Genomic DNA, 14,070 nt, shown 5'->3' with positions numbered 1-14,070 from the left:
CCTCTTTCCTCTTTTATAAAGATGCCCAATTGATCTAAATCAATTCATCCATCCTATCCCAAAATCCTAAAAGAGACACAGAACAAAATCGCTTCATTACAGTTTATTAAAAATACGCAGCATTCTTATTTCAATTCAGAAGTAAAAACAGGCAGAAATATCAAAAAGTGAAAGATTTCTTAAAATAAATAGATACAAGACATGCTTTTAATAGAAACACAAAACAAAAAGTCATATCTTTGCATAGTAATAAAACAAAAGGATACACCAATCGATTAATACAGATCAAAATGACAAGAACGATTCAATTCACCAAAATGCATGGGGCAGGAAACGATTACATCTATGTAAATACCCTCAGGTTTCCTATCCGCAATCCCGGTAAAACAGCCATCGAATGGAGTGCCTGCCATACGGGGATCGGCAGTGACGGGCTCGTTTTGATCGGTCATTCGGACAAAGCAGATTTCAGCATGCGCATATTCAATGCCGACGGTTCGGAAGCAATGATGTGCGGTAACGCAAGCCGGTGCATCGGCAAGTATCTTTATGAATACGGACTGACCTCAAAAAACATCATCACCTTGGAAACCCTCTCGGGTATCAAAGTGCTGAAACTGCACCTTGAAGCCCAAACGGTAAAAGCCGTAACGGTTGATATGGGTGTACCACTGGAAACCGGAACAATAGATTTCGACAACAAATTTCCATTCGTCTCCACGCAAGTATCGATGGGGAATCCGCACCTCGTCACCTTCGTGGACGATATCCGGAGTATAGACCTTCCGGAGATCGGCCCGAAGCTGGAAAGACATCCGCTTTTCCCCGACCGTACGAACGTGGAGTTTGCACAGATAACAGGAGAAAACAAGATCCGTATGCGGGTGTGGGAAAGGGGATCGGGCATTACACAGGCCTGCGGGACAGGCGCCTGTGCAACAGCCGTAGCGGCCCATCTCACCGGACGGACGGGACGAACCGTAGATATCGTGATGGACGGAGGCACACTGACTATAGAATGGGACGAAGCAACAGACCATGTATACATGACCGGACCGGCAGTTAAAGTATTCGACGGAACAATAGAACTAAGAGAATAGTTAATGGATTTCAGGTATCAGTCCATTTGATAAGGTATAAAGATTTAGTTTTCAGGAATAACATTTCAAACTTAAAACAAGAACAATATGGCATTAGTAAACGAACATTTTTTGAAATTACCGGGAAGCTACTTGTTCTCGGACATAGCGAAGAAAGTCAATACTTTTAAAATAACACACCCGAAGCAGGACATCATCCGGCTGGGGATCGGCGATGTGACCCGTCCCCTTCCGAATGCCTGCATCGAGGCCATGCACAAGGCAGTCGAAGAGATGACGTCTACCGAAACCTTTCGCGGATACGGTCCCGAACAAGGATACGATTTCCTGATTGAGGCCATTATCAAAAACGACTATGCTCCACGGGGTATCCATCTTTCGCCTACGGAAGTATTTATCAACGACGGCGCCAAAAGTGATACGGGTAATATCGGAGACATTCTCCGTCACGACAACAGCGTAGGAGTCACAGATCCCATTTATCCGGTTTATATCGACAGCAATGTGATGTGCGGACGTGCCGGAGTGCTGGATACCGAAAGTGGCAAATGGAGCAACGTCACTTATATGCCTTGTACCGCCGAGAATCATTTCATCCCGGCCATTCCGGAGAAACGCATCGACATCGTCTACCTCTGTTATCCCAATAATCCCACCGGTACAACGCTGACAAAAGCCGAACTGAAGAAATGGGTGGATTACGCACTGGCTAATGATACCCTGATCCTGTTTGACGCAGCTTACGAGGCCTACATTCGGGAACCGGATATCCCCCACTCCATCTACGAAATCAAAGGAGCCAAGAAATGCGCCATCGAATTCCGCAGCTTCTCGAAAACAGCAGGTTTCACCGGAATACGCTGCGGATATACCGTTGTGCCGAAAGAGCTGACGGCAGCCACACTCGAGGGAGAACGTATCCCCCTGAACCGGATGTGGAACCGCCGCCAATGCACCAAGTTCAACGGAACGTCTTATATCACCCAACGTGCCGCAGAGGCGGTTTATAGCCCCGAGGGGAAAGAACAGATACAGGAAACGATCAATTATTATATGACAAACGCCCGCATCATGAAAGAAGGACTGGAATCCACCGGACTGAAAGTATACGGAGGAGTAAACGCACCTTATTTGTGGGTAAAGACTCCCAATGGAACCAGTTCGTGGCGTTTCTTCGACCAGATGTTGTACGAAGCCAATGTAGTGGGAACTCCGGGAGTCGGTTTCGGCCCCAGCGGAGAAGGTTACATCCGCCTGACGGCATTCGGCGAACGAAACGATTGCATCGAGGCAATGCGGCGCATCAAGAACTGGCTGTAAAGCTTTCATGTGATACGGGTAACATGAATACAAAGCAGAGATGAATACGGTTTCACCACAGATTGACGCGGATTAAAGAATTATTCCGTTGATGATTAAGATTTAAAAATCTGTGGAAATCCGTGTAATCTGTGGTGAATCAAAACCCAAACAGTTTATAAATAATTCAATCATTATGTCAAAACTCAGATTCAGAGTCGTAGAAACGGCCTTTAAGAAAAAAGCCGTAGAAGTGGCAACTCCCACCGAACGCCCGTCGGAATACTTCGGGATGTACGTTTTCAACAAGGAAAAGATGTTTAAGTACCTGCCAAGCCATGTGTTCAGCAAACTGACCGATGTGATTGACAACGGCGCACCACTGGATCGCAGTATCGCCGACGAGGTTGCAGCCGGTATGAAGAAATGGGCCATCGAGATGGGGGCCACACACTATACCCATTGGTTTGCTCCACTGACCGAAGGCACTGCCGAAAAGCACGACGCTTTTGTAGAACATGATGGAAAAGGGGGGATGATGGAAGAATTCACCGGAAAACTGCTGGTTCAGCAGGAACCGGATGCCTCGTCTTTCCCGAACGGAGGTATCCGCAACACTTTCGAAGCTCGTGGTTACAGTGCATGGAACCCCTCCTCACCCGCTTTCATTGTAGACGATACGCTGTGCATACCGACTATCTTCATCGCCTATACAGGTGAATCGCTCGACTACAAAGCACCGTTACTGAAAGCGCTGAGGGCAGTAGACAAAGCTGCTGTAGCCGTTTGCCGTTACTTCAATCCGGATGTAAAAAAAGTATATGCCTACCTGGGATGGGAACAAGAGTACTTCCTGGTAGACGAAGGCTTATACGCCGCCCGTCCGGACCTGCTGCTGACCGGACGTACCCTGATGGGGCATGACAGCGCCAAGAACCAACAGCTCGAAGACCATTACTTTGGTGCCATCCCCACCCGCGTAGCCGCTTTCATGAAAGATCTGGAAGTGGAAGCATTGAAACTGGGCATCCCCGTAAAAACGCGCCACAACGAAGTAGCTCCCAATCAGTTTGAGCTGGCCCCTATCTTCGAAGAGTGCAACCTGGCCAATGACCACAACCTGCTGATCATGTCCCTGATGCGCAAAGTTAGCCGCCGCCACGGCTTCCGTGTACTGCTCCACGAAAAACCGTTCAAAGGTGTCAACGGATCGGGCAAACACAACAACTGGTCGCTGGGCACGGACACCGGCATCCTGCTGATGGCTCCGGGCAAGACTCCGGAAGATAACCTGCGTTTCGTAACATTCGTCGTCAATACACTGATGGCTGTTTATCACCATAACGGACTTCTGAAAGCATCCATCTCCAGTGCCACCAATGCACACCGGCTGGGAGCCAACGAAGCACCTCCCGCCATCATCTCCTCTTTCCTGGGCAAGCAGCTTTCACAAGTGTTGGAACACATTGAAGAAAGTACGAAAGATGACCTGATCAGCCTGAGCGGCAAACAGGGCATGAAGCTGGACATCCCACAGATACCCGAATTGCTGATTGACAATACGGACCGGAACCGTACTTCACCTTTCGCATTCACCGGAAACCGTTTCGAATTCCGTGCCGTAGGGTCCGAAGCCAACTGTGCCAGCGCAATGATAGCCCTGAACGCGGCTGTCGCCGACCAGTTGAAACGGTTTAAGAAAGATGTAGACAAGCAGATTGAGAAGGGAGAGCCCAAGATTTCGGCCATTCTCGACGTGATCCGGAAATATATCAAGGAATGCAAAGCCATTCATTTCGACGGCAACGGATACAGCGACGAATGGAAAAAAGAAGCCGCCCGTCGCGGTCTGGATTGTGAAACAAGCGTTCCTGTCATCTTCGACAACTATCTGCGCCCCGAAACGATAGCCATGTTCGAAGCTGTGGGCGTGATGAACCGGAAAGAACTGAAGGCCCGCAACGAAGTGAAATGGGAAACTTATACCAAGAAAATCCAGATTGAAGCCCGCGTATTGGGTGATCTGGCCATGAACCATATCATCCCTGTTGCTACACAGTACCAGACAGACCTGATAGATAATGTATATAAAATGAAATCCCTCTTTCCGGAAGAAAAAGCAGCCCGACTTTCTGCCAAGAACCTGGAACTGATTGAAGAGATTGCCGACCGTACCGCTTTCATCAAGGAACATGTAGACGCAATGATCGAAGCCCGCAAAGTGGCAAATAAGATAGAAAGTGAACGCGAAAAAGCCATTGCTTACCACGACACCATCGTGCCGGCTCTGGAAGAGATTCGTTACCACATCGACAAACTGGAACTGATTGTCGACAACCAGATGTGGACACTGCCTAAATACAGAGAGTTGTTATTTATAAGATAAACAGTCTTAAGAGAGTGTGTTGAAACTCGCCACAGAGGACGCAGAGTAACATAGAGTAAATTTTAAACCATTGATTATCAATGTTGATAATCTGTGAGAATCGGTGTAATCTGTGGTGAAAAGTTTTTGGCACATCCCCTTTCAGAAACCTATTTCTTTTGTTGGTTGTTTTAAGTTTGCAGGGGGAGGATTGCCGTGAGGCAACCCTCTCTTCTTTTATTCAATGATCTCCGCGTCCTCTATCTCTCCTTTCACCGGAGTTTTAGGACGGCGACGGGCAAACTTGAACCAGTTGATCAGTTCGGAAATGGCATAAACCAAGCTGCTGATACCGATAATCATGAAAGCCGTGTTGCGTGCTCCGGTAGGATTGAACAGGGCTACGACACCCGCTATCAGGATCAGGGCCGGTATCACATAAAAGCCGCCCGGCACAGGCATCCAGCGACGTGCCATCGAAAGGGATGCAATCTGTTGTACGCCTCCCATAATCAGGATAAAGCCCAGCAGGAACATCAGTACATCGGCAAAGAAGCCCGGCATCGTAACCAGCCAGAGTCCGAAGAGCAGACTTCCAACCCCCTCGATAGGGAAACGGCGGGACACACCCGGTTCGGGTTTGGTACCGAAATAACCAATCAGCACAATAAATCCCGGAATCAGGAACAATATGCCAATGGTTATGACAATATAATTAATTGCCGCGTCCGGCCAGAGCACCAACACCAGGCCGATGACAAGCGCACAAATAGTGCGGATAAGAGAATAATTCATTGATTTCATATCTTACATTTTTTTAACGGGGTATCCCGCATACTTTCTGCGAATATACGTGTTTCTGTCTACATATAAAAAGAACAAATGATTTTTGTAATAAGTTCATAGCAAGAATGTAATATCTATTACATCGCAGAAGCATACTTTTGCAAAAAAATAAGTAAACTCTTATCCGAATGAAATCAGACGAAGCGAGACGTAAAAAGCTTTATGTAGAACGGGACATCAGTTGGATGTACTTTAATCAACGCATTTTGCTTGAAGCTGCCCGCCCGGAAGTTCCCTTACTGGAGCAACTTACTTTCCTGGGCATTTACTCAAACAACTTAGACGAGTTTTTCCGTGTTCGTGTGGCTACATTGAACCGTATTGTGGAGTATGGCGACAAAAATATCCGCGAAGAACGTGATACGGCCGCACGCACACTGAAGCAGATCGGCAAGCTGCACAATCAGTACTACCGGCAATTTGAAGAAACGTTCGCTTCGATCATGGAAAAGTTGAAACAAGAAAACATCCATGTCATCAAAGACACCGAACTCACACCGGAACAAGAGCTCTTCATCACTTCACTCTACCGGAACCGGTTGAACGGTTCTACCAACCCGCTCTTTCTCAATAAAACCTCCCGCCAACCGGACGACCAGACCGACGAAGACATCTACCTGGCCATCCGCCTGCAACGCAAAGACGGCGAGGGAAAAGTGAAAGTAAGAGATTATGCCGTCATCGAACTTCCCACCAACGAGTTCGGACGTTTCATCCGTCTGCCGGATTCGGACGGTAAAACGTATCTGATGTTCCTGGATGACGTCATCCGCTACTGCCTGCCGATGATCTTCATAGGTATGAACTATACGGATTATGAAGCCTATACCTTCAAATTCACCAAAGATGCCGAAATGGAGATAGACAGCGACTTGCGTACGGGTGTACTTCAAAAGATATCAAAAGGGGTGAAAAGCCGGAAGCGTGGTGAACCGATCCGTTTCGTCTATGACCAACAGATGCCGAAAGACCTGCTGCGAAAGCTGACCGACCGCCTCAACGTAGACAAAAACGACACCCGTGTAGCTGGCGGACGTTATCATAACTTCAAAGACCTGATGAAGTTCCCCGACTGCGGGCGCACTGACCTGAAATACCCTGCCTGGCCTCCCGTCTTCAAGCAGGAGCTGAACGGTGAGGAAAGTATCCTGAAACTGATCCGGAAGCAAGACCGCTCGCTGCATTACCCCTATCAATCGTTCGACACGGTGATACGCGTACTGCGTGAAGCGGCCATCAGCAAAGAGGTGAGAAGCATCAAGATGACCCTCTATCGCCTGGCCAAAGATTCGAAGGTAGTGAAAGCCTTGATCTGTGCGGCACAAAACGGGAAAAAGGTGACCGTCATCATCGAGTTGCTTGCCCGCTTCGACGAAGCCTCCAACATCAATTGGAGCAAACGTATGCAGGATGCCGGAATCAAAGTGATCTTCGGAGTGGAAGGACTGAAGATTCACTCCAAACTGATACATATCGGAACACGGTTCGGTGACCTGGCTTGTATCAGCACCGGAAACTTTCACGAAGGAAACGCACGGATGTACACCGATTTCACTATCATGACCGCACACCGGTCCATCGTACGCGAGGTCAACTCGGTATTCGATTTTATCGAGAAGCCGTATCTTCCCGCCAACTTCAAAGAACTGCTCGTGTCACCCAACGATATGCGCAAACGGCTGATAGCACTGATCAACAAGGAAATCAAAAACAAGCAGCAAGGAAAAGAGGCCTACATCCTTGCCAAAGTGAACCACATCACCGACCGGGCGCTGGTACAGAAACTCTACGAGGCTTCGACAGCCGGCGTACAGATAGACTTGGTGGTCCGGGGCAACTGTTCACTGGTGACCGGTGTGCCCCGAATCAGCGACAGCATCCGGATCAACGGTATCATTGACCGTTACCTGGAACATCCGCGCATCTTTATCTTTGCCAACGGAGGAGAAGAGAAATATTATATAGGATCGGCGGATTGGATGCCCCGTAACCTGGACAACCGCATCGAAGTGCTCACACCCGTATACAATAAAGCGATACAGGATGAACTGAAAAAAGTGGTCTGCTACGGACTCCGCGATACGGCCAAAGGACGCATCGTAGACGGCAGTGGCGAAAACAAGACATGGGAGGAAAGCGGTGTCCCTTTCCGCTCTCAGGAAGAATTATACAAATACTATAAAGAATCAGAATGAAGAAAGTAAACTATGCCGCCATCGACATTGGTTCCAATGCCGTGCGGTTATTGATAAAGAGTGTAAACGAGGAAGGATCGCCCGAAGGATTATTGAGCAAAGTTCAACTGATACGTATCCCCCTCAGGTTAGGTGAAGACGCTTTTACCACCGGAGAAATATCAGAAGAAAAAGCCGGGAAACTGATCCGGCTGATGAAAGCCTACAAGCAACTGATGAAGATATTCGAAGTGTCAGATTACCGCGCCTGTGCCACCTCGGCCATGCGTGATGCCCGCAACGGGAAAGCAATCACACGCAGAATAGAAAAGAAAACCGGTATCCGCGTCGAAATCATCGACGGGCAGGAAGAGGCGCATATCGTATACGATAACCACATCGAACAGCTTTTTGCTTCGGGACAGAACTACTTGTACGTTGACGTCGGTGGTGGTAGCACGGAAATCAACCTGATCTGCGACGCAGAACTCAAAAGCTCACGTTCCTATAATATCGGTACCGTGCGTATGCTCAGCGGCATGGTAAAGAATGAAGAAAAAGAACAGATGCGCTCCGACCTTCAGGCACTGGCTGCCGAATATTCCTCCATCCAGATCATCGGATCGGGAGGCAATATCAATAAACTTTTCCGCCTGGCAGACAAAAAGGACAAAAAACAATCTTTCCTTCCCGTCGAGTCGTTACAGGAAATCTGCGAAACCCTGAAGCCCCTCTCTAAAGAAGAACGGATCAAACAGTTCAAACTGAAGCCTGACCGGGCAGATGTAATTGTCCCGGCAGCGGAAATCTTTCTGGAAGTGGCAAAACAGGTGAACGCAGCCGGTATCACAGTCCCGACCATCGGGCTATCAGACGGTATCATCGACAGCCTTTATACCAAAAACATGCGGACGGAAAACGATGAACGATGAACGGAGACTCACCACAGAGGACACAGAGTACACAGAGAAAAGATTATAGAGATGGATCATCCGTACTTAGCATATCTGTGCATTCCGAGTAATCTGTGGTGAAAAAACATAAAAGAACTCTGTGCCCTCTGTGTACTCTGTGGTGAATACAAGACTAAAGTGCGCTCTTCAGGATTTCCTTCGCAACAGCTCCGGTCACATTTTCGTTCTCGCCATATTTCACCCCCCGTTCATTGAAACGGCGTTCTATTTCATCAATCGTCTCCATGCCGATGCCCTCCTCACTCAGGCGGGTAGTCAGCCCCAATGAACGGAAAAACTCCTCTGTACGGCGGATCGTTTCATCGATACGTTCGTCACGGGTCCCGGAAGTAATGCCGAGTACCCTCTCGCCATATTGCAGAATCTTATCACCTTTCACCTTGCGAAGCACACGCAGAGTAGCGGGGAATACGATGACCAGTGTATGTCCGTGTGTCAGTCCATGAAGTGCGGTCAGTTCGTGCCCGATCATGTGCGTAGCCCAGTCCTGAGATACTCCCATAGCGATAAAGCCGTTCAGTGCCATCGTTGCCGACAGCATAAAATCGGCCATCAGCTGATAATCGTGCTGATTCTCACGGATCTTCGGAGCTATCTCCATCAAGGTTTGCAGGATGCCTTCCGCCCAGCGGTCCATCACCCTACTCTGTCCCGGAGTTGTCATGTATTGCTCCATCACATGTACAAACGTATCAGCAATACCGCAGGCCACCTGATGGGGCGGCAGTGTAAACGTCACTTCCGGATCAAGAATGGAGAACAAGGGATAATTGGAATAGAAAGGATATTTCTCTTTGGTTTCATGACGCGAAATCACGGCTCCGCTGTTCATTTCCGATCCCGTGGCAGGCAGAGTGAGGACAGTAGCAAGAGGAACGGTATTTGTCACCGGACGTCCGGCAAGCACCAGATCCCACGCATCCCCGTCGTACAACAGTCCGGCAGAAATCAGCTTCGTGCCATCGATGACCGATCCGCCTCCTACAGCCAGCAGATAGTCCACCTTCTCCTCTTTTCCAAGGGCAATTGCTTTACGTAAAGTCTCAATGGAAGGATTAGGCTCAATGCCCCAGAACTCTACAGTGAAATGATTCTTCAGGGCTTCTTTCACTTGGTCGTATACACCGTTTTTTTTCACGCTACCGCCACCGAAGGTAATCATCACCCGCTTGTCTGCCGGTATCTCTTTACTCAACCGGGCAATCATCCCGTGTCCCATGATCAGCTTCACGGGATTCTGAAAAATAAAATTATCCATAGGTTATCAGTTTATATCATCATTTATACGATATTCAATCAGATACAAAAATAATCGCTTCTTTCCGGAAAACAAAAAGATTTGCAGGGGAATCATGCGGAAAAAAACACTTAAGTGTTTCTCAGGAAAGACTTAAGTGTTTCCGGCAAAAGACTTAAACGTTTTCGGAAAACGTCTAAGCGTTTCGCTGAAAAGACTTAAGTGTTTAGGACGAAAAATACAAGTCTTTAGTTTACAGGCAGCCAAGCGTTGATGTCCTCGGCTACAAAAAGCCAGTAAAGCAGCAACAGGATGAATATGACAACGGCAATCGCAATTAAAACTTTTCTTTGTTTCATAATGTTTGGTTTCTGTTTTTAAATAATTTATATCTGAAGAAACAATATAAATAACAAAATGTTTAAAAAGGACTTCTATTTCGAGCATTCACCAATTCTTTCTTACACTCAATGTATATATAATATACATCGGTTAGGTCCAAAGGTCCAAGGTCCATTCTATGGGATGCCACCATTGAAAAACAAAAAGAAATTTCCACATATAATATTAAAAATCAAACAATTACGAATAATCACCTTTAATAGTAGTGGACACAAAAGGAGACAATGCACAACTCTAAAACATACATAAATAACACACATATACAATATAATATATTTTACATTATCTCCAAAATGCGCTAAAGAGCAAAAGATTTTTAGAAAGTATTTTTTAACAACAAACACAACCTTTTCCCACAGGATGGGCATCCCATAGAATGGACCTTGGACCTTTGGACCCTAATTTAAAGTTAAGCAAATTCATAATCTTCTGATAATAAAAAAGTTAATATTAAAACAACAGAAACAAAGCAATACAGGCCCAGCAGAATCAGGAACCACTCCCTGCGAGCATCCGACAATTAAAAATATGTACAGCAAGTATTTGAGAAATCATAAATAGATTCCCGCCAAAACAAAAAATAAAAAGGAGGGAAATAAAAAAAAGAAAGATTTTATTTGTTATTCCAAACAAAGTATCTATATTTGCCCCCGTTAAATAACAATTAGCAATGATGAAAATGCAAGTAAATACATATTGGTGGTGGCGCCCGTTACAACTCCGACAGTCGTAAGGGAGCAGCGCTCGTATGTATATACCTCATTAAAGATATAACAGAAATTCAGAAAGAGCCCTGTCGCAACCTGCGACGGGGCTCTTTCTTTTTTGACCGAAAATACAAATAACGAATAAAAAATAGGATTATGAAAAGTTTCTTAGTTGATCAGGATGGCTATTACGGAGAATTCGGGGGTGCTTATGTACCGGAAATACTCCACAAATGCGTAGAAGAGTTGAAAAACACGTATCTCAAAGTGATCGAAAGCGAGGATTTTAAAAAGGAATTCGACCAATTGCTGCGGGATTATGTAGGACGTCCTTCTCCCCTCTACCCGGCTCACCGCCTTTCGGAAAAGTATGGTTGCAGGATGTATCTGAAACGGGAAGACCTGAACCATACAGGAGCCCACAAGATAAACAACACCATCGGACAAATTCTGCTGGCACGCCGCATGGGCAAAAAGCGGATCATCGCCGAGACCGGTGCCGGACAGCACGGAGTGGCAACGGCCACCGTTTGCGCCCTGATGGACATGGAGTGCATCGTGTATATGGGAAAAACGGATGTAGAACGCCAGCATATCAATGTAGAGAAGATGAAGATGCTGGGAGCCACAGTCATCCCGGTAACATCGGGTAACATGACACTGAAAGATGCTACGAACGAAGCCATCCGCGACTGGTGCTGCCATCCTTCGGATACGTATTACATCATCGGTTCCACCGTAGGACCACACCCGTATCCGGATATGGTGGCACGCTTGCAGTCGGTCATCAGCGAAGAGATAAAAAAGCAACTTCAAGAAAAAGAGGGACGTGACTATCCGGACTACCTGATTGCCTGTGTGGGCGGAGGAAGCAACGCTGCCGGAACTATCTACCACTACATCGATGACGAACGGGTTCAGATCGTCTTGGCCGAAGCCGGTGGCAAGGGGATAGAAACCGGAATGACGGCAGCTACCATTCAATTGGGTAAAATGGGAATCATCCATGGTGCACGCACGTTCGTGATCCAAAACGAAGACGGGCAGATTGAAGAGCCTTACTCTATCTCCGCCGGACTGGACTATCCCGGTATCGGACCGATGCATGCCAACCTCGCCGACAAGAAACGGGCATTGGTGTTGGCCGTCAACGACGATGAAGCCATCCGTGCCGCTTACGAACTGACCCGGCTGGAAGGAATCATTCCCGCACTGGAATCGGCACATGCACTGGGAGCCTTGGATAAAATGACCTTCAAACCGGAAGATGTAGTCGTGCTGACCGTATCGGGACGGGGAGATAAAGATATAGAAACTTATTTGGGATAAATCATTTCACCACAGATTATATGGATTAACACAGATTTTTTAATCTAATTACCCACAAAACAGATCGTCAATCTGCGAAAATCTGTGTAATCTGTGGTGAATTCAAAATCAAATTAAAAAGAAAAAAATTATGAATACCTTTCATTATACCACCCATAGCAAGCAGGTCTTGGGCGACCTGCACACTCCGGTAAGCATCTACCTCAAAGTGCGCGATATGTATCCGCAATCGGCATTAATGGAAAGCTCGGATTATCATGCCGGAGAAAATTCCCTCTCGTTCATCGCACTCTGCCCATTGGCAAGCATCGGCATAAACAGTGGAATAGTGACCACTACGTATCCCGACAACAGCCGCCGGGAAGAACCACTCAGCAAGACGTTCCACGTAGAGAATGCGTTCAACCGCTTCATCAACCAGTTCCATGTAGTGGGAGCCGATAAGAAATTCTGCGGACTGTATGGCTATACCACTTTCAACGCAGTGAAGTACTTTGAGCACATCCCCGTGAAAGAAAGCCACGACGAGCAAAACGACGCTCCGGACCTGCTATACATATTATATAAGTACATCATCGTCTTCAATCACTTCAAGAACGAGCTGACTCTGGTGGAAATGCTGGCGGAAGGAGAAGACAGCAGTCTGTCACAACTGGAATCGGCCATCGAGAACCGCAACTATGCCTCGTACAACTTCTCAGTGACCGGTCCCGTCACCAGTACCATCACCGACGAAGAGCACAAAGCGAATGTACGCAAAGGTATCGCCCACTGCCTCCGGGGAGACGTCTTCCAGATTGTACTGTCCAGACGGTTCATCCAGCCTTATGCCGGTGACGACTTCAAGGTATACCGCGCGCTACGCAGCATCAACCCCTCCCCTTACCTGTTCTATTTTGACTTCGGCGGATACCGCATCTTCGGTTCGTCACCGGAAACACACTGCAAAGTAGAAGACGGACAAGCCTATATCGATCCGATTGCCGGAACCACACGGCGTACGGGAGACACCATAAAGGACAAAGAACTGACGGAAGCACTTCTGGCCGACCCGAAAGAGAACGCAGAGCATGTGATGCTGGTAGATCTGGCACGCAACGACCTCAGCCGCAATTGCCACGACGTGCGGGTGCTGTTTTACAAAGAGCCGCAATATTACAGCCATGTCATCCATTTGGTAAGCCGCGTCAGCGGAGCACTGAACAAAGGGGCGAATCCGCTCAAGACTTTCATCGACACTTTCCCGGCCGGGACGTTGAGCGGCGCACCGAAAGTACGTGCCATGCAGCTTATCAGTGAGATAGAGCCGCACAACCGCGGAGCTTACGGAGGCTGCATCGGTTTCATCGGACTGGACGGGGAACTGAACCAGGCCATTACGATCCGTACTTTTGTAAGCCGCAACAATGAATTGTGGTTCCAGGCCGGAGGAGGCATCGTGGCACGCAGTCAGGACGAATACGAACTGCAAGAGGTCAACAACAAACTGGGAGCACTGAAGAAAGCAATAGATCTGGCCGTAAAACTAAAAAACTAAAAGGCATTCACCACAGAGGACACAGAGGACACAGAGATTAATTAGCTGCGCTCCATCTGTTTTCAGATAAAAGAACCTAAGAACCCATAAAGAATTATCT

At 47.4% G+C, this 14,070-nt stretch carries 9 protein-coding genes; 7 read left to right on the top strand and 2 right to left on the bottom strand.

Annotated elements, in window-relative coordinates:
• Positions 1-290 precede the first annotated feature (290 nt).
• From dapF to ISX59_RS11220, 3 genes are all read left to right on the top strand, one after another.
• The gene (dapF, locus tag ISX59_RS11230; RefSeq protein WP_032540497.1) at positions 291-1,100 is read left to right on the top strand and encodes a diaminopimelate epimerase; all 810 of its coding nucleotides are present in this window, start codon (positions 291-293) and stop codon (positions 1,098-1,100) included.
• Positions 1,101-1,187: 87 nt separating this feature from the next.
• Positions 1,188-2,420, top strand: a complete 1,233-nt coding sequence (locus ISX59_RS11225) for an LL-diaminopimelate aminotransferase (protein ID WP_005778316.1) — start codon at positions 1,188-1,190, stop codon at positions 2,418-2,420.
• Positions 2,421-2,595: 175 nt separating this feature from the next.
• Positions 2,596-4,785: a glutamine synthetase III gene (locus ISX59_RS11220; RefSeq protein WP_220575919.1), complete on the top strand. Its 2,190-nt coding sequence runs from the start codon at positions 2,596-2,598 to the stop codon at positions 4,783-4,785.
• A 216-nt stretch (positions 4,786-5,001) separates the two neighbouring features.
• On the opposite strand, the gene ISX59_RS11215 is transcribed toward ISX59_RS11220, so the two are convergent.
• Entirely contained in the window at positions 5,002-5,568 is a 567-nt protein-coding gene (locus tag ISX59_RS11215; RefSeq protein WP_005778321.1) for an HdeD family acid-resistance protein, read from the bottom strand.
• Between the two features lie 170 nt (positions 5,569-5,738).
• Here ISX59_RS11215 and ISX59_RS11210 point away from each other — a divergent pair, with 170 nt between their 5' ends.
• Positions 5,739-7,805 carry an RNA degradosome polyphosphate kinase gene (locus ISX59_RS11210; protein ID WP_032540495.1) on the top strand — a complete coding sequence of 689 codons (2,067 nt, stop codon included), beginning with the start codon at positions 5,739-5,741 and terminating at the stop codon, positions 7,803-7,805.
• Positions 7,802-8,716: an exopolyphosphatase gene (locus ISX59_RS11205; protein WP_032540494.1), complete on the top strand. Its 915-nt coding sequence runs from the start codon at positions 7,802-7,804 to the stop codon at positions 8,714-8,716. Before ISX59_RS11210 ends, ISX59_RS11205 begins: the two co-directional genes overlap by 4 nt.
• Positions 8,717-8,870: 154 nt before the next feature.
• Here the strand turns inward: ISX59_RS11205 and ISX59_RS11200 are convergent, their stop codons facing one another.
• Positions 8,871-10,016 carry an iron-containing alcohol dehydrogenase gene (locus ISX59_RS11200; RefSeq protein WP_005806615.1) on the bottom strand — a complete coding sequence of 382 codons (1,146 nt, stop codon included), beginning with the start codon at positions 10,014-10,016 and terminating at the stop codon, positions 8,871-8,873.
• A gap of 1,244 nt (positions 10,017-11,260) precedes the next feature.
• Here ISX59_RS11200 and trpB point away from each other — a divergent pair.
• Positions 11,261-12,433, top strand: coding sequence for a tryptophan synthase subunit beta (gene trpB / locus ISX59_RS11195; protein ID WP_005778331.1), 1,173 nt, complete (start codon positions 11,261-11,263; stop codon positions 12,431-12,433).
• A 130-nt stretch (positions 12,434-12,563) separates the two neighbouring features.
• On the top strand, positions 12,564-13,970 hold the full coding sequence (locus ISX59_RS11190; RefSeq protein WP_032530049.1) for an anthranilate synthase component I family protein: 1,407 nt from the start codon (positions 12,564-12,566) through the stop codon (positions 13,968-13,970).
• Positions 13,971-14,070: the final 100 nt, after the last annotated feature.

Source organism: Bacteroides sp. FSHCM14E1 (genome assembly GCF_019633785.1).
GTDB lineage: Bacteria > Bacteroidota > Bacteroidia > Bacteroidales > Bacteroidaceae > Bacteroides > Bacteroides hominis.
This window is presented reverse-complemented; position numbering and strand designations above follow the sequence as displayed.

Bases quoted from the DNA above. Each gene is read 5' to 3' on its own strand.
- dapF (WP_032540497.1), top strand. From the start codon at position 291: ATGACAAGAACGATTCAATTCACCAAAATGCATGGGGCAGGAAACGAT.
- ISX59_RS11225 (WP_005778316.1), top strand. From the start codon at position 1,188: ATGGCATTAGTAAACGAACATTTTTTGAAATTACCGGGAAGCTACTTG.
- ISX59_RS11220 (WP_220575919.1), top strand. From the start codon at position 2,596: ATGTCAAAACTCAGATTCAGAGTCGTAGAAACGGCCTTTAAGAAAAAA.
- ISX59_RS11215 (WP_005778321.1), bottom strand. From the start codon at position 5,568: ATGAAATCAATGAATTATTCTCTTATCCGCACTATTTGTGCGCTTGTC.
- ISX59_RS11210 (WP_032540495.1), top strand. From the start codon at position 5,739: ATGAAATCAGACGAAGCGAGACGTAAAAAGCTTTATGTAGAACGGGAC.
- ISX59_RS11205 (WP_032540494.1), top strand. From the start codon at position 7,802: ATGAAGAAAGTAAACTATGCCGCCATCGACATTGGTTCCAATGCCGTG.
- ISX59_RS11200 (WP_005806615.1), bottom strand. From the start codon at position 10,016: ATGGATAATTTTATTTTTCAGAATCCCGTGAAGCTGATCATGGGACAC.
- trpB (WP_005778331.1), top strand. From the start codon at position 11,261: ATGAAAAGTTTCTTAGTTGATCAGGATGGCTATTACGGAGAATTCGGG.
- ISX59_RS11190 (WP_032530049.1), top strand. From the start codon at position 12,564: ATGAATACCTTTCATTATACCACCCATAGCAAGCAGGTCTTGGGCGAC.